General features: G+C 50.5%; 13 protein-coding genes. 1 reads left to right on the top strand and 12 read right to left on the bottom strand.

Annotated elements, in window-relative coordinates:
• Window positions 1-20 precede the first annotated feature (20 nt).
• The 4 genes from D328_RS0123720 to D328_RS0123705 all read right to left on the bottom strand — a co-directional run bounded on the left by D328_RS0123720 (window position 21) and on the right by D328_RS0123705 (window position 7,194).
• Window positions 21-1,919, bottom strand: a complete 1,899-nt coding sequence (locus D328_RS0123720; RefSeq protein ID WP_018887545.1) for a bifunctional homocysteine S-methyltransferase/methylenetetrahydrofolate reductase — start codon at window positions 1,917-1,919, stop codon at window positions 21-23.
• Between the two features lie 184 nt (window positions 1,920-2,103).
• The gene (locus D328_RS0123715; protein WP_018887544.1) at window positions 2,104-3,132 is read right to left on the bottom strand and encodes a hypothetical protein; all 1,029 of its coding nucleotides are present in this window, start codon (window positions 3,130-3,132) and stop codon (window positions 2,104-2,106) included.
• A gap of 175 nt (window positions 3,133-3,307) precedes the next feature.
• Window positions 3,308-4,138, bottom strand: a complete 831-nt coding sequence (dapF, locus tag D328_RS0123710; protein WP_018887543.1) for a diaminopimelate epimerase — start codon at window positions 4,136-4,138, stop codon at window positions 3,308-3,310.
• A 257-nt stretch (window positions 4,139-4,395) separates the two neighbouring features.
• The gene (locus D328_RS0123705) at window positions 4,396-7,194 is read right to left on the bottom strand and encodes a calcium-translocating P-type ATPase, SERCA-type (RefSeq protein ID WP_018887542.1); all 2,799 of its coding nucleotides are present in this window, start codon (window positions 7,192-7,194) and stop codon (window positions 4,396-4,398) included.
• Between the two features lie 552 nt (window positions 7,195-7,746).
• Between D328_RS0123705 and D328_RS0123700 the strand changes: the two genes are divergently transcribed.
• Window positions 7,747-9,591 (top strand): Rqc2 family fibronectin-binding protein, encoded by a 1,845-nt coding sequence (locus tag D328_RS0123700; RefSeq protein ID WP_018887541.1) that lies wholly within the window; start codon window positions 7,747-7,749, stop codon window positions 9,589-9,591.
• Between the two features lie 111 nt (window positions 9,592-9,702).
• On the opposite strand, the gene D328_RS0123695 is transcribed toward D328_RS0123700, so the two are convergent.
• From D328_RS0123695 to D328_RS0123660, 8 genes are all read right to left on the bottom strand, one after another.
• Entirely contained in the window at window positions 9,703-10,599 is an 897-nt protein-coding gene (locus tag D328_RS0123695) for a PHP domain-containing protein (protein ID WP_018887540.1), read from the bottom strand.
• Window positions 10,589-11,536 carry a selenium metabolism-associated LysR family transcriptional regulator gene (locus tag D328_RS29675; protein ID WP_018887539.1) on the bottom strand — a complete coding sequence of 316 codons (948 nt, stop codon included), beginning with the start codon at window positions 11,534-11,536 and terminating at the stop codon, window positions 10,589-10,591. Before D328_RS29675 ends, D328_RS0123695 begins: the two co-directional genes overlap by 11 nt.
• A gap of 185 nt (window positions 11,537-11,721) precedes the next feature.
• Window positions 11,722-12,159, bottom strand: a complete 438-nt coding sequence (locus D328_RS0123685; RefSeq protein ID WP_025678487.1) for a hypothetical protein — start codon at window positions 12,157-12,159, stop codon at window positions 11,722-11,724.
• A 320-nt stretch (window positions 12,160-12,479) separates the two neighbouring features.
• Entirely contained in the window at window positions 12,480-12,953 is a 474-nt protein-coding gene (gene tnpA, locus D328_RS0123680; RefSeq protein WP_018887537.1) for an IS200/IS605 family transposase, read from the bottom strand.
• Between the two features lie 183 nt (window positions 12,954-13,136).
• A complete protein-coding gene (locus D328_RS0123675) occupies window positions 13,137-13,397 on the bottom strand; it encodes a YlbG family protein (RefSeq protein ID WP_018887536.1) in 261 nt (86 codons plus the stop codon).
• Between the two features lie 53 nt (window positions 13,398-13,450).
• Complete coding sequence (locus tag D328_RS0123670) at window positions 13,451-13,891, bottom strand: YlbF family regulator (protein WP_018887535.1); 441 nt, start codon at window positions 13,889-13,891, stop codon at window positions 13,451-13,453.
• A gap of 98 nt (window positions 13,892-13,989) precedes the next feature.
• Complete coding sequence (locus D328_RS29670) at window positions 13,990-15,957, bottom strand: helicase-associated domain-containing protein (protein WP_018887534.1); 1,968 nt, start codon at window positions 15,955-15,957, stop codon at window positions 13,990-13,992.
• A 2-nt stretch (window positions 15,958-15,959) separates the two neighbouring features.
• A complete protein-coding gene (locus D328_RS0123660; protein WP_018887533.1) occupies window positions 15,960-17,651 on the bottom strand; it encodes a DNA repair helicase XPB in 1,692 nt (563 codons plus the stop codon).
• Window positions 17,652-17,775: the final 124 nt, after the last annotated feature.

Raw genomic sequence — 17,775 nt, 5'->3', positions numbered from 1 at the left:
TATTCTATTGTAATTGATTATTATGGACGAGACAAGGGGGCCGGACGGGCACCTGTTTTTTGCCATACATAGTCAGTCAGCTCAGCAGTCATTTCATAGAACATAAATGGTGTCATGAAGTAGATGCCGTTAAAGTGCTCCAGAGCGGTGTCCAGCAGCTCCTTGGCGATCTGAACTCCCATCGCCCTACCCTCGCTGCCCTCCAGTCCTGACATACGCTGGCGGACCTCCTCAGACAATTGAATGCCTGGTACCTCATTGTGCAAGTATTCGGCATTCCTTCCACTAGCCAGCGGCATAATGCCAAGGAAGATCGGCACCTCCAGATGCTTCGTCTCCTCTTTGATCTGGACAATCAGCTCTCTGTCATAGACAGGCTGTGTCATAATGTAATCCGCACCTGCAGTTATTTTCTTTTCAAGACGCTGCACAGCCTTATTCAAATGCTTTACGTTCGGATTAAACGCTGCTCCGACCACAAATTTGGCCTTTTGCTTAAGAGGATTACCTGAGAAGGCAACGCCGTCATTCAACTGCTTGATCATACGAATGATCTCAAAGGAAGTCATGTCATATACGGAGCTTGAACCCGGAAGATCACCGAAGCGCGCAGGGTCACCCGTAACGGCAAGCACATGGTCAATGCCTAAGGCATCGAAGCCCATCATATGCGATTGCGTACCAATCAGGTTACGATCCCTACAGGCGATGTGGATCAGGGGACGTACTCCTACTTCCGTCTGGACAAGCTGACCAAGCGCCATATTGCTCATTCGAGTCACAGCTAGTGAGTTATCTGCCATCGTCAGAGCATCCACTCCAGCTGCCTTCAGCGCCTTGGCTCCCAGCATGAATTTGCGAATATCCAGATCTCTCGGTGGATCTAGCTCTACGATTACAGTATGGCGTTCCTTCACCAGCTCAACAAGCGAAGGCCCTCCTGGGGGAATGACCTGCTCGGAATCCGTGACCTTGTTTGATTCCGGCTCAACCTGAGCGAGCTCATCCACCGTAATAGTCAGCAGCTTCGGCTCTGTTGCTAGTAGCGGAGCCGTGTAGCTCTTAAGGGCGCCTGCCACCGCGCGAATATGATCAGGTGTTGTTCCGCAGCAGCCTCCGATCATGCGTGCACCCTGCTCTGCAAATGTTATTGCACATTCTGCCATATATTCAGGTGTAGCACCGTAGATATATTGTCCGTCCACATAATCTGCCAACCCTGCATTTGGATAGACCGACATCGGGATCTCCAGTGGTCCATCCAGCGTCTCCAGAACGCTCATGATACCTTTGGGTCCGGAATGACAGTTGAAGCCGAGTACATCGGCCCCCTCCTGCTTCAGGATGGAAAAAGCCTGACGAATACTGTAGCCATCCGTAGTACGACCGATCTGATCTACACCGAATTGGCACACAACTGGCAGATTGGTATATTTACGAGCGCTCGCAAGCGCAATTCTCATTTCCTCAAGCTCGTAGAATGTCTCCATGAGCAGTCCATCCACACCCTCGGCGAGCATGGCCTCGATCTGCTGCTCATAGTTATACTGTAGCTCCTGATTCGTGATATCGGGGCGTTTCGCGCCGCGAATTGAGCCTACAGCACCTAGCACATAATTCTCCTGTCCCGCCGCCTCGCGGGCCAATCGGATTCCTGCGCGGTTAATCTCAACCACACTGCTCTCCAGACCATATCTGGCAAGCTTATATCGATTCGCTGAAAAGGTGTTGCTCTCCAGAACCTGAGCACCTGCTGCTACATAGCGGCGATGAACATCCGCTATAACCTCTGGTGAGCTGATGTTCAATTCCTCACAGGAGCTGCCTACCGGCACACCAAGCTGGTACAAGTAGGTTCCCATAGCCCCATCCCCAACTAGCGCACCGCGGTTCCAAGCTGTTCTCAAATCCCCTCTCATGCCTTCACTCCACCCTGTCACGTTGTTTCATACTAATGTATCACAAACCGACAGCAAACATAAGACATCGAAGTGAAAAAGGACCGAGATCGCTTCGGTATTGTCCGAAATATCCCTGTCCTCTTGACTGTGTTGTCCCCTATAATATTGCCTAATTCATCGACTGTCTGAGTATGTGACTCATTTATTGTAGCTTGCCATTCACCGGGCTTAGAGCCAGCTCGTAGAATACGCCTTTCTTGTTGATCTTACCAACGAGAGTTGCTTGTCCTTTGCGTGTAAATGTATACTCATTGGCCTTGACACTCACGCTGTAGCCCGAGAGATCCATATTGAAGAGCTTCTTCGCAGCTGGTGAAGCTTTCGTTATAGCCTGAGCCGGAGTGTATTTCGGTTCAGCAAAAACCTTGTCAAACTCTGAGGCATTCTGCCAATCCACCTGAAACGTAGCTGCCTCATAAAGTCTACCTGTCTTGGAGCCAATTCTGACACTGTTAATCTCGTTGGCATCCTTCAGTACCCAGTAGGAGCTACCACTGCCCTCATCTCTGAATCTGGTGGCATACTGAAAGTTCACCTTGCTTCCGCTCAGCTCCTGAACGGCCTGCTTTCCGCGATCTAGCAGCGTCTTGGCCACCTTACTCACAGGATAGTCAGCCGTCATTGTAATTCTGTTGTCACTAGCTACATCTACATACAGCGACGAGGCTCGCTCTCCTGAGCCCCAGAATACCCAGTAATCCTTCGGATTATTGTCCTGATAAGGTGACTTCACACGCCAAAAGGCTTCGAACTCCAAAGGCTCTGCAGGATTGAAGTCATGGGCGCTGCTCTTCACCTTTTGTCTTAGCGAGGCATCCAGCACCTTATCCACTGTCGAGATCTTATATCTGATAATCGTGGACTCTACCCGATTCTTGATCTTGCTATATTCAACCTGAAGCATAGCTGTTTCATTATTCAGTTGCCCTTCAACCAGCCACGTTGATCCCATATCCGAGACACTCTCAAAGGTAAAAGGCTCGTCTGTCAGCTCTGCCACAGCTTTCTTCAGGCTATTCGTGACCGTAGTCGTCAAGGAACCCAGCTTTTTCTCCGTTCCGTTATCACCAACCTCAGATGCCTGCACAACGCTTTCTGTTACCTGGCCAGGCACCGCCGCCAGCAGCATAATTGCAGCCAGGGATGCTGTAACCCATGTCCGTTTGCCCATCTCATGACCTCCCTTGCTGAATGACCCAAGGATGTACCCTTGAATCTACTTAATCTTTTCACCCACTAAATCTATGTACGAAACAACTGAACAAAATGTTGCCCGGAATTCTTCGAAGATTACAAGAAAAGAAGGCCGATTCAGCCTCCTTTTGCCTTTATACCGCTATTATCTGTTATATATTCCCATGATATACAATGGTAGCCGGGCCCGTCATATATACACGATCATTGTCCGTGCTCCATTCAATATGCAGATCACCACCAGCCAGACTGACCAGTGCTTCCCGATCAGCATAACCATTCATTACAGCAGCTACCAATGTCGCACACGCTCCTGTACCGCAAGCCAGTGTGGGCCCTGCACCACGCTCCCATACCCGCATATCCAGACGAGAACGATCTCGTACGGTGACAAATTCCACATTGGTCCGATTCGGGAACAACTCATGAGACTCCAGCAGCGGCCCCCAGCGATGCAGATCAAAGTCTGGAGCATCCTCCACAAAAATCACCGCATGCGGGTTCCCCATGGATACCCCTGTAATATGAAAGGTATGCCCCTCTACCTCGACGGGCACATTTTTGATCTGCTCCATATCCAGGGTCATCGGGATGCTTAATCCGTGGAAGACTGGAGCCCCCATGTCTACACGAACCTGATCCACCTGCCCGTCCACAACAGTAAGCTTGACATGCTGGACTCCTGCTCCGCGCGTCTCTACCGTAAGCTCTTGCTTCTCGGTATGGCCTTGATCGTACACGTACTTCGCCACACAGCGTATGGCATTGCCGCATTGCTCCGCCTCTGACCCATCGGAATTAATGATCCGCATCCTGAAGTCCGCTTGCTCGGAGGGCAGTATATATACAATACCATCCGCTCCGATCCCAAAATGGCGATGGCACAAACGTTGAGCCAGCTCTGCTGCGTGCTTAGGAAGCTCCTGCTCTCCATAGATCACTATAAAATCATTTCCTAAGCCATGCATTTTTGTAAAATTCACTTTCTTCCACTCCTTCACAACGGTGCTGTCCGACTTTAAGTACGGATGGAAGAACAACTCCCCATCGTATATATATCGCTATCATAGCACGATAGTAAGGTGTGGGGAACTGTCTGCTGCTTTCTACTTTTAGTGTCTACTATTTGCTATTCACTTTATTCTACATCATGTTCTATGTTACTGAACTCTAGACCAATACGCCATGAGCCGTCGGCCCATGGCGTATCCCATATTTGATCAATATTATAACGACTAGTTTAGATCGGGGTTCGCAGATCGCGTCCCGTATAACCGCTGGCACTACGCATTCTTTGATTGCGTCGTCCACCCCAGACACTTCCTATGCCCATAAGGAAGGTAGGAATCCCTGCAGCTACGATACACAGTGCCCATTCTCTCAAGCCAAGCGGAACCGTTTTGAAGATCGGCTGCAATGACTCGGTGTACATTACTATGAGCATCAGCACGATGGATGACAGGACAGCCAGCACGAGATATTTATTTTGGAACGGATTCCGATGAAAGATCGAGCGGGAGCTTCGGCAGTCAAAGACATGAATCAACTGTGCGAGTACTAGGGTAGCAAATGCCACGGACTGGGCAAGAGCAAGCTGTGCCGGGTTCTCGGGAGCAATTCGAAGAGTTACCCAGAATGCACCGAGCGTACACAAGCCGATGAGCAACCCGCGACTGATAATTTTCCACCCTAATCGGCGTGCAAAGATATTCTCCTTGGCCCCTCTAGGCTTGTGCTCCATCAAATCCTTCTCCGGCTGATCCACGCCCAGCGCCATTGCAGGCAAGCCATCCGTCACAAGATTGACCCACAGAATCTGGATGGGTAGCAACGGCAACGGCAGTCCCGCCATCACCGCGAAAAACATCGTCAGAATCTCTCCTACATTGGAAGCTAGCAAGTAACGAATGAATTTGCGGATATTCTCATATATATTGCGCCCTTCCTCAATGGCTGCAACGATGGTGGAGAAATTATCGTCTGACAGCACCAGTGATGCCGCCTCTTTTGTCACATCCGTTCCGGTCACACCCATCGCAATTCCGATATCCGCAGCCTTGATGGCTGGTGCGTCGTTCACACCATCACCGGTCATGGCGACAATATGATTGTTGCGCTGTAGTGACTTGACAATTCTGAGCTTGTGCTCAGGAGATACCCTTGCATAGACAGACACCTGATCCACGGCCTTATCCAACTCATCATCACTCATGCCGCTCAGCTGGTGCCCTGTCAGCACCTGCGAAGATCGTCCCATAATACCAAGCTGCTGCGCAATGGCATGTGCCGTCGTCCCGTGATCTCCAGTGATCATGACCGTACGAATGCCTGCACGCTTGCACTTCGCTATGGCATCTCTAGCCTCACGGCGCGGAGGATCAATCATACCTGTCAGACCCACGAAGATGAGCTGTGTCTCCGCTTCCTCCGCATCCGCAAGCTCCTCCTGCAATCTTACATCACGATAAGCAATGCCAAGGACACGCAGTGCCTGCGATGCCATCTCTTCATTTGCCTTCATCACCATGGAGCGCAAGGTCCCCGTAAGAGGAGTCTTCTGTCCATTCCATAAAATATAGGAGCAGCGCTCCAGCAGCACATCAGGAGCTCCCTTACAATACAAGGAGCGACTCCCACCCTCATCGCGAACCAGTACAGACATCCGCTTGCGCTCAGAATCGAAGGGGAATTCCTGCTCCCGGCTGAAGGATTCCTCAAGCGAAGAACGGGTGATGCCTCCTTTGGCAGCAACCGTAATGAGCGCTCCCTCTGTAGGATCTCCCTTCAGATCCCAGACTAGCGAATCCTGCTCCTTGTCCTTTTTCTTGCCACGTTGGGAATCCAAAGGTACCTGAACAATCTCGGCATTGTTACATAAGGCCGCTCCTTTCAGCAGGAACTGTAGGGCAGGCTCACGCTGCAGGTGCACAGGTCTGTCCTCGCGCATAATATGCCCGGCAGGATCGTAGCCTTCACCGCTTACCGTAAGCGGGTTCCCGCCAAGCCATAGCTTGGTCACCGTCATTTTATTTTGAGTAAGCGTGCCTGTTTTATCTGAACAGATGATCGAGGCGCATCCTAGTGTTTCTACCGAAGGAAGCTTGCGCACAATCGCCTTGCGCTTGATCATGCGCTGGACTCCCAGCGCAAGTGCGATGGTGACGATCGCCGGAAGTCCCTCCGGAATCGCTGCTACTGCCAGACTCACCCCGGCCAGGAACATGCCAATGGCAGGCTGTCCATGCAGAATCCCGGCTACTACCACGACTACGGTTAGAGCGAGAGCGACACCAATAAGGATTTTACCGAGCTGCTCTAGCCTGTGCTGAAGTGGTGTCTCTTGTGCCTCCGTATTTTGGATCAGATCGGCGATCTTCCCCATCTCCGTAGACATGCCTGTACGAATAACGACCCCTTTGGCTGTACCTCGCGTCACCATCGTTCCCATGAAGCTTATGTTCTTCAGATCCCCTAGTGGAACCTCCTCCGCGGCAATTAGCTGACTGCTCTTGCTTGCAGGCACCGATTCCCCGGTCAATGCAGACTCCTCTACATCAAAGCTGTTCGTCTCCAGCAGGCGCACGTCAGCAGGAACTCGGTCACCACTTTCCAAAAGGATGATATCACCCGGTACCAGCTCCCTGGCAGGAACATGATGCACTTGTCCCTCCCGCAGCACCTTCGCAGATGGGGCAGACAGCTGCTTCAACGCTCGCAAGGATCGCTCTGCTCTGAACTCCTGTACGAAGCCGAGTAGTCCATTTAACACAATAATGGCGATAATCGTAATTGCATCCAGATATTCACCTAGCAGGCCCGAGATAATGGTGGCTCCCATCAGCACCAATACCATAAAATCCTTGAACTGATTCAGCAGCAGAGTAATCGGCGAGATCTTCTTGCCCTCGCTGAGTTCGTTCCAGCCCACTTCCTTTCTTCTGAGCGCTGCTTCTTCATGCTGTATTCCACTCTTCAGATCCACTTGAAGCTGCTCTTGTAACTCCCCGACATCTAACTGATGCCACCCCGTATGATTCATCGTCTCCTGTTCCCTCCCGGTCTAATAATCCGGGCCCCGGCCCTCTGCCGGAGCCTGATGTACCAGTCGTTTCCCCATCTGACCACCTGCTGATCAGCACAAGCACTGCTCCTTCTCTAACCGTTGAAGCTACTCCTTACCTATGGCGCCATTGGTCTGGACTCCAGCCAGCGAGCCCCCAGCAAGTCCATAACTAGATAAGCCCTAGGCGCAAACTAGCTCGGTACACACTCCAACTATGCTTCGAAGGGTCGGACAGACTCCTAAAACTAATCTATTCGGACAGGATCCAAAATATCACAAGGCTGCCTTGATGATGTCGAGATGCATTTCTGCATCATGTCCACTGGTTTATGCCAAACGCCTATGTATGATAGAATCTTATGTGAGCATTTTGCATAAATCCGTCAAACGATATCCAATCCTCTATGTATAGATCGAATTGCTTCTATTCGTCTAAATATTGCCCTATATAGTGGTATTAATCGAATTATGCAAGATGCTAGTGTATGATAGTGTGAGATCTCATGATTGAAGACAGGAGAATTGACAATGGCATTAGATGGAATCGTTACACGTGCACTGGTTGCCGAGCTACAGAGCTACATAGGAGCACGTATTCATAAGATATACCAGCCCAATGAACGGGATATTGTGTTGAATTTGCGGGTGAATCGGGGCAATGATCGTTTGCTTCTCTCGGCTAATCCGACTTATCCGCGTGTGCATCTGACTGACCGCACATTTACCAATCCGCCTGAGGCACCCATGTTCTGCATGCTGCTTCGCAAGCATTGTGAGGGTGGCTTCATCGAGCAGATTCGCCAGATTGGCATGGAGCGTATTATACACATAGATATCCGGCAACGAGATGAGCTTGGGGACATGTCCTCCAAAAGGCTAATCATTGAACTTATGGGTCGACACAGTAACATTGTGTTGGTGGACCCAGCCACAGGCACCATTCTGGACGGGATTCACCATGTTACTCCAGCCATCAGCAGCTATCGTGTTATCATGCCGGGCTTTGCCTATGTAGAGCCTCCACAGCAGCATAAATTGGACCCTTTAGCTATCGGTGAAGCAGGATTTCTGCAAGCACGCCGGGAGCAGCAGGAGGAAGAGGCTGCCCGGTGGATTGTGAATGCTTTTACAGGAATTAGCCCACTTGTCGCTTCCGAGATTGTCCTTCGAGCCTCAGACTTGCCGGGTCAGCAATCAACCACTACTCCAGCTGTTACCCCGCCTGCAAGCGAGTCTTCTGCGGAGCACACGTTGGGTGAGGATCGCGGATCTTCTGCCGGTACGACCACATCTGCATTTGTAGCACCAGAGCAACTGTGGCAAGCCTTTAGTGATATGATGGAACAGGTACGTGAGCGTCACTTCACCCCTGTCTCGGGACTGCTGCATGGTTCGGACAAAATGGTCTTCTCCGCCATACGACTTACGCTGACAGAGGAGCATCCATTCGAGTCCATCAGCGCCTGCATGGAGGATTTCTATGGTGAGAAGGCGGAGCGGGATTCCGTCAAGCAGAAGGTTAGTGATCTGCTGAGATTCCTACAGAACGAGCGGAACAAAAACATCAAGAAGCTAGACCATCTGAACAAGGATCTCGAAGAGGCTGAGGATGCCGATCAGTATCGCATATATGGTGAGCTGCTATTCGCCTCCTTGCATCAGCTTAGCAAGGGAGACAAGAAGGTCACATTGATTAACTATTACGATGAGGAGCAGACTGAGCTCACCATCGATCTGGACCCGCTGCTGACGCCTTCTGATAACGCACAGCGTTATTTTAAGAAATATAACAAGTACAAAAACAGTCTTGCTGTCATTCACGAGCAGCTTGCGAAGACACATGAGGAAATTCGATATATGGATAACCTCTTGCAGCAGCTGGCTCATGCCTCCATGAGTGATATCGACGAAATCCGTGAGGAGCTGATTCAGCAGGGCTATCTGAGGGATCGCGCCAAGAAAGGCAAGAAGAAGAAAAAAACAGATCGCCCTACGCTGCATCTGTTTACCTCTTCAGAAGGCATTGACCTGTATGTCGGCAAGAACAATCTGCAAAATGAATATGTCACGAATAGGCTCGCAGGTCCAAACGACACCTGGCTGCATACGAAGGATATTCCGGGGTCCCATGTCGTCATCCGGGCGGAGCAGTATGGGGAGGCTACTCTGGAGGAAGCTGCGCAGCTCGCCGCCTACTACAGTCAAGCCAAGCAATCCAGCAGCGTTCCCGTAGACTATACACTCATTCGTCATGTCAAGAAGCCTAGTGGTGCCAAGCCCGGCTTCGTCATCTACGATAATCAGCGCACCCTGTTCATCACACCCGATGAGCAGACCATCAAGCAATTACCGGTTCGATTGAAGCAAATGTAATTCTGAACTGAGGCTACCTATGATAAAAGGGAACTCCTGAGCAATGGCTTCAGGAGTTCCTTTTTATGTGTTTCATTATTCTTATCTACTTTTGCGATAACTGAACTAACGCTAATCAGACCCAGACCGCTTATGCTGGCGCAATTGCTCGATAATATCCGCAGCCACGGTCCTACTGCCCAGATCCCCATGGAATACAACACCCTGGCGCTCCCCATGGTAGTCCGAGCCAGCTGTCGGGATCAGGCCGTACTGCTCTGCCATTCTGGCATATCGCTCCTCGGCAGCCGTGTCATGATCCGCATGATACACTTCGATACCAATAGGCCTGTGTTCTTCCAGTAATGCCTCTACCAATGCGTCATCCGCATAGAGCCCCGGGTGTGCCAACACCGGCACGCCACCAGCAGCCCGAATCCAGTCACAAGCTTGTCCCGGACTTACACGTGGTACTGACACATAGGCCGCAGCTCCTTCGGCCAAATAGCGGTCAAACGCATCGCGCATATCGCTTGCGTATCCCTTGTGAACAAGTGCATCTGCAATATGCGGCCGTCCGATGCTTTCGTCCGGCTCCAGCGGCCTGCCGAGCTGTGCAATGACTTCGTCCATCGTGAGCTCCACACCAAGCTCGCGTAGCTTCTCCACGATCCGTTGATTCCGCTGCCCTCGAGTCTCCCGTAGCTCTTGCAAGCGCTGAAGCAGCAATGGGTCCAGGTAATCTACAAAATAACCAAGCACGTGGATGTCTTTTCCTTTCGCTCGCGTACTGATCTCAACGCCCGGAATGACCGTCACCCCGTGCTCCGTTCCGGCCTCAAGTGCCTCCTGGATACCCGATACGGTATCATGATCCGTGATGGCCACCCCCTGCAGTCCCTTGACCTTCGCCCTTCTGATCTGCTCTGCTGGTGTGTTCATCCCGTCAGAAGCACGGGTGTGTGTATGCAGATCATAGCGACCACTGGAATGCAACTCATGTCCAGTATCCCCAATATTAGCTGCCATCGGTAATTACACCTCCTGTGGGCTGATGCTGCTGCTCACGCTGGATTCCGGATTGGCGCCGCAAATAAGATAGGAACGTCACTGCTGGAATCGGGAGCAGCATGGATTTGTGATGAATCACGTAGAATTGGCGCTGGAAGGAGATATTCGAGATTTCAATTACCTTGAGCAGCCCAAGTGCCACTTCATGCTTTACAGAGGAAGGAGACAAGAAAGTGACCCCTAGCCCCGCCTCAACAGCCGATTTGACCGCACCCGTACTGCCAAGCTCCATGATAATGTCCAGTCTGGTGGGTTCAATCTGATGCCGAGCCAGCTCCTCTTCCATCACCTGTCTCGTTCCTGAGCCCTGCTCACGCAATACGAACGGATACGCAAGCACCTCCTCCAGACAGACAATCTCCAGCTCAGCTAACGGATGTCGGGATGGTACAATTAGCTTCAACTCATCCTTCATAATCGGCTCTACAGCGATATCCGCATGCTGGACCGGAGCCTCAATCAATCCGAAGTTCAGCTGGTTTTTCAGGATATCATCCATGATCTGTGTTGTGTTCATAACCTTCATAACAATGCGAATATGCGGGAACTCCTGTCCGAAGGATCCAAGCAGACGAGGAAGTACATATTCGCCAATAGTCAGACTAGCTCCAAGCAGCAAACGTCCCTCCAGCATGCTTGTGAAGTTCGACATGGACTCGTCAGCCTCCCGCAAGAGGTCAATGCTTTTTCTGGCGTAGGGCAGCAGCGTTCTCCCTGCCTCGGTTAGTTCAATCCTCTTGCTGGAGCGCTCTAGCAGCTTGGTTCCGAAATGCTCCTCTAAGGACTGGATCTGCATAGTGACGGCTGGCTGGGTCATATGCAACGCCTGAGCTGCAGCCGAGAAGCTTCCTCGCTGGGCTACGGTATAGAAAATCTGAAGCTGATGAAAATTCAAAGCTACCGCTCCTTCCTGTGTGTTCTATTGTACCTGAAAAAGAGACCCTATCACAAAAAAAACAATCCTTTTCATACTGCGCGCAAAGACTTAATTGCTCATATAAGCTAAAAAAAGAACATGCATCAAGCAAGTCCACTGTGTGCTGCTAAGTAGACATGCAGAATGCTGTTCTTCGGCTCTTACTATCTGCGCTTACGATTGTTCTTGATCAAGGTCATACGCCGGGAATGACGCAGCCAGGAATAATAGGACTTCAAATCCCTCAGCTCGATCGTCTCCGACATCCGTCCCAAAAAGGTCACAATAATCATCTTGTGGAGCGGGTTACCTGCGATATCTACTTCTCCTGGCAACTCAGCAAATTCCACAACTACGACAATATCCTTATCGATTAGAAATACATCCTGCTCATTGCGGTAATAGGCAGTCATTCTGCCCTGCTTCAGACACTCCCATAACCAACGGGCAATATGATCCACATCATGCTCGCCACTGACTAAGCGATCTGAGTAACGCATCTTGGCATGGTTCGTAATCACAATATCTGCTACCTTTTTGTCGCTTACCGCGATGAAAAATGGCTCATATGTACTCCAACGTTGCATTAATTTGTCACGAATGGGTTATCCCCCCCACTAGATAGGTCTTTCTATCTAATTGTCTAACCAATATATTACATCATAAGTCCCGGTTTCACAAGCCAAAAATTCTCAATTTGCATAAAAAAACGGGACTGATCGCCTTATTTCGACGGCAAAAGGTGGTTCAAGCTTCGTGGTTATGCAGTAAATTACCCAAATCATGACCACCCGTCCAACGGGTGGTTTGCTCTTGGGGTATAACCCCCTGTTGCCAAACTGCGCCTAAAGACGCTAGCCTGACAGCAAATCTGTTCAGGCTCAGTGTTATTTGTCACTTTCACTTACCAGTTAAACTGGTTTTATTTCTTTTTGCTCCTATTACTGCCAAATGGATCTTCGTATTCTTTTACACTCAGCTTATCTACCGCTTGATCATGTGCTTCTTGCTCACGAATATACTTTCTTACGGTTGCTTCATTTAGGCCCACTGTACTCACATAGTACCCCTCGGCCCAAAATTTTCGATTTCCGTACTTATACTTCAACTGGGCATGTTTTTCAAATATCATGAGCGAACTTTTTCCCTTTAGATATCCCATGAACGTTGACACTGCAATTTTCGGCGGAATCGCTACCAACATGTGGACATGATCGGGCATCATGTGACCTTCTATAATCTCTACTCCTTTGTACTTACACAAACGTTTGAAGATTTCGATAAAATCTCTTCTCACTTGATTATAGATTTCTTTCCGTCTATACTTCGGGGTGAACACAATATGGTATTTGCACATCCACTTTGTGTGAGCTAGGCTGTAGCTCTTGGTTGCCATTGATGACCATTCCTCTCTTTTGAGCCTGAACATCTCAATTTGATTGGAATGGTCATGGTGGTCAAACCCTCAATCCCTCCACCCGCATAGCGGGTGGTTTTTTGTTTCGCGCGCTTCACGCACTCAACTGGCTAAAGCCATAATAAAAAACAGCCCGAAGGCTGTTTCTGAAAGATGCCACCATTACATTCCGTAAAAGCTGGTCTCATCCGTAGACTTGCTGTACTCGGTCTTGATCTCATTGCGGAAGGAGCGTTCGACCTTGCGTACATAGGACAGCCTGCGAATGTTTTTGAGCGTGTCCTCAGCTCGATCGGCATTCATATACATCACTACATAGTGAAGACGCTTGGATATGTAGTGCACACTTCCGTATTTCTCAAGATTTCGGGCTGCCTTGACATCGCTCACCCAGATAATATAACCTGTCCGTTCGGCAAACATGCTTGTCCTCCTCTCCTCGTGTCAGGGTGAATCCTGCGCCGTAGCGCAGGACCTTAACCACATGAGCATTTACCTCCGCTGCCGCAGCCGCCTCCCTTAGGCAAGGGGTCGTTGCCGGGAACCTTAATCGTATCCGATACCGAATAAGCAATCATCTCCGACATTTCATGCAGGAGCTTGTCTAGTGCCTTCTCGGCCTCTTTAAAGCGGGCAACCTCTTCGAACCGTTCGAGCTGCTCTTCAACCTTCTGTACTTCTTCTCTGGCAGCATGATAATTCGGATGGAAATGGCCAAAGCGCTCTGTCTCCTGAAAGAGCTCCTTCTTCTGCTCCAGCTTGCGCACCCATTCAGCAATGTCCGGGTTCATCTCCACACGTTGCTTCCAGTATAGATAATCCGCCACTTCGGTGGATTCATTAATCATATCGCCTAATTCATAGGCGTATATCAGCACGTCGGTAAGGTTCACCGAATCCAGTTCAACTACGTCCATGAATATTCATCTCGCTTCTATGCCTTATTTCTACAGCTTGGCTGTAGCCTCCTTCATCATATCACATCCGTCTAATATGCAGAAGAGCTTTTCACGGGTCAAAGAGGCAATAGCAGCTTCATTTCTTTCCAATCTGCCGGAGACAGCACAGCGAGGCTGGAAGGCATTGCGGTCATAGCTTGTTCTTCTGAACCTGGTAAGCATGAGTTGGACAATTGTTCAGATAACTCGGCTGTACGAAACATCCCTGTTACTCTCCAATCGCTCCCCCCTGTGATCGCTTCTGGCAGCCACTCCTGCCTTCCTGTAGCAGTCTCCAAGCCGACTGCGCAGTCCCAACGAATAGCCTGCTCCAGCAGCGCTCTAGCTGTGGAAGCATGATAGCTCCGCCACTCCTTATACCAGGATACGGGGACAGCCTCCAAGCCCGTATAGTCTCTCTCTAACTCTGGAAGGATGGTATCGGCCTCGTAGTAATGCAGCGTCCGCCCAGTATACACTAGCCCCGAACGCGATCCTGGCGAGAAGGCTCGAGCTTGCGTTTCGTCCGCTCCCACTTCATGAATCAACACTCCATAGTCATCATCCTCAAGCTCTGTGAGCAGCGGGATCAGCTGTGCAGAAGTATCTTCTCCCTGTAAAGCACGACGAGGAGCCAACCCGATACTAGCCAGTCTACTGCGCACTCGCTCCTGCTCTCCTGCGGGCACAATAAAGTCCAGCTCCCCAAGCCTTTGCATGACCTTGCTTAGCTCTGGATCAGCGGCAGCTCGTTCTGCATCATCTAGCGATTGACAGCGCAGTAGAGTGACGATCTCTAGTGAGGTTCGCGCTACAGCAGCTGTCCATTGCTCGATAGCCAGCTCCACGTTTTGTGGAAGTTCAGTTGCACTGTAACCCCTCAGGAATGACATCAGACCAGAAGAGGTCATGCCGCCTTCAATGGCTTCCGCTATTCGGTCTCTACTCAGTCGATAAACGCACATCGCACCATAGCTAATTGGCTCAGCACAGCATTCCAACCGCCAACGAGTATGCAGTCCAACCTCCGGTGGCACCAGCACCTCAAAATCTGGCTGAATAAAGAAGCTCCCCCGATCTGTTTTCGCGGATGAGACTTCTTCATACCTGTGACCGATTGTATGGCGCCAGCGAAACGCCAAATCGCCATCAGCTGTTATCCCCACATCCATGAAGCCAAAATCAGCTAGAGCCAGCATCCATTGCTTTGCCTTGTCTGTAAGCAACTCTGCTCCATTCTGGTGAAGGCCTACCTTGCTCATCCATTTCTCCAAAGGAGGCCAAGCATACCACTGACCATCTGTGAAGCTATCCGTCTGTAATAGCTGTCGAATATGCTCCATGATAGCGTCAGCTGCACCATAACGCTCCATCACGACAATCATGAGCTGCTTCTCTGCCTCTCCCGTCGTCAATCGAAGCCAGCTTGCCAGTCTACGCTCATCCAACTCATAAGCACCCGTCTTCTTGTCCAGCAGCCCCAGGCTGAGTAACACATCCAGAAGTACGGCAGTATGTACAGGATATAGCTCCTGATGCGCGTATTGAAGCCCCAATCCTTGCAGACCATCTGGCTTAAATGGAGACATCTCTGCCAGCTTGCCGAGCACACGCTTATGGACCGTCCCCTTGGCAGTTAAAGGCACGCCATCAGGTGTCATGCGAGCTAGCACGTGAAGCAGACGATAGACAACAGCCTCCGTCGCTTCCGCAATGACCATTTCTGGCTGAACTGTCCGTTGGATGGTAGACTCCTCCCGCTGAAGCATCGCAGCATAGAGCATTTCAAGTCGTTCAGCAGGAATATAGAGCAGTCGCTCTCCCCACGTCTTAATCACCGCCTTGAGCCATCCCTTGCGCCGCAACCCTACAATTGCCGCTCGAGTCTCGGCTCCGCTCAGTCGTCCTTTCATGTAGAGCAGCGGGTCCCGTTCATTCATAGGCTGCCCTGCAAATGCACGGAAGCATGCCATAAGTACAGCCTTTTCCCGTTCCGTACAGGCAGCTTCTGCTGCTGGCTGGGCTGCAGGGTCATTCTGTCGCATGTCTATGCCTCCTTTCGACTATCATGATGTATAGCATATTCATAGCCCTGCTCGATCAAAAAGAGCTGTCTACGAGCTGCAAATTCACTCTCCTTGCTATCTGCTGTGACAAGCGCATAGAAATAAGCACGGTTATCATCCGCCTTGGGACGCAAAATGCGCCCTAATCGCTGGGCTTCCTCTTGTCTGGAGCCATAGCTACCCGACACTTCAATCGCCAGAGCGGCGTCTGGTAAATCCACAGCAAAATTCGCCACCTTCGAGACAATAATGGTATTCAGCTCCCCTGTACGGAAGGCTTCGAACAGCCGAACACGTTCAGACTGCGCCATGGACCCGCTAATGAGAGGTGCTCCAAGCTCTCTGGACAACGCCTTAAGCTGGTCAAGGTACTGCCCAATGACGATGGCTGGTTTGCCAGCATGCTGCTTTAATAATGCCCGTACCATGTCCAGCTTGGCTGGATTCTCGGCAGCAATTCTGTAACGATCCTTACCTTCTGCCAGGATATACTGCTGGGCACATGGCTCCGTCATCGGAATACGAACTTCCACACACTCCACCTTGGCAATCCAGCCTTGTGCCTCCAGCTGCTTCCACGGCATGTCATAGCGTTTGGGACCGACAAGCGAGAAGACGTCGCGCTCGCAGCCATCCTCCCGTACGAGAGTAGCTGTCAATCCTAATCTTCTGGTGGCCTGAATGTCCGCGGTAGCACGGAATACTGGAGCTGGGAGCAAATGCACCTCATCATAAATAATCAATCCCCAATCCCGTTCACTGAGCAGCTTCATATGCTCAAATGCAGCTGCCTTGGAGCGACGGTGCGTAAGAATCTGATAAGTCGCTACAGTTACAGGGCGGACCTGCTTTCGTTGCCCAGAATACTCACCGATCTGATCACTCGGAATATCCGTCTTGTTCTTCAATTCATCCATCCACTGTCGTACCGAGGTCGTGTTCGAAGTTAATATGAGCGCTTCACATTGCAGTCGTTCTAGCACCGCCATCCCGATCACGGTCTTTCCTGCACCACAGGGAAGAACCAACACACCGTTACCTCCGGCACCACCCGTTCCAGCGAAAGCTTCTGCAGCTTGCTTCTGATAGTCTCTGAGCTCAAGTGTTCTCCCTTCTCCACCCAGTTGAAAAGAAAGACTGGTCCCCTCGTGGTACCCCACCAGATCCTGAACAGGATACCCGAGACGTGTAAGCTCTTGCTTCAGCAGCCCACGATATTGCAAGGGGACAATTGCACAGGACGGACCAGAAGGACTTGATGAATCCGAGCTAGACCACTCTAGCTGATAACACTCCAGGTCCTGACGCTCCTTGATGAAGCTGTATATCTTCGGATCATTACATTGCAGCAGTATCTCTCCCGAAACTCCCTGCTTCAATATCAACTGCCCATACCGTGATATGTAATTCCTGATGTCTTCCTGCAGCAATATGGGAATCTCCCATCTGGAGAAGGCATTTAGACTTTCAAGGACCCCGTCAGCTGTCCACCCCATAGATGCTGCATGCCATAGAGACAACGGAGTGATCCGGTAGGTATGGAACGTAACAGGGCTTTTGACAAGCTCCGCGTAGACCTGTAGCTGACTTCGTGCCTCATCTGATGTCGATAGCCCCATCTCAAGCAATACTGTGAAGTCACGCTGCACGATGCAAGGCTTATCCTCCCTCATATGTACCTCCTGTGAACAATAAAATATTGACCTATTTGTTAAGAAGCAGTACACTCAGACACCCTTGCAGTATCGCCAATCATAAACAAGAAGCCCAACCTGAGCATCAGGTTGAACTTCCGTG

Origin of the sequence: Paenibacillus massiliensis 2301065 = DSM 16942, assembly GCF_000377505.1 — a bacterium.
In the GTDB taxonomy this organism is placed as follows: domain Bacteria; phylum Bacillota; class Bacilli; order Paenibacillales; family Paenibacillaceae; genus Paenibacillus; species Paenibacillus massiliensis.
Note: the sequence above shows the minus strand (reverse complement) of the source record. Positions and strands in the feature narration are given on the sequence as shown.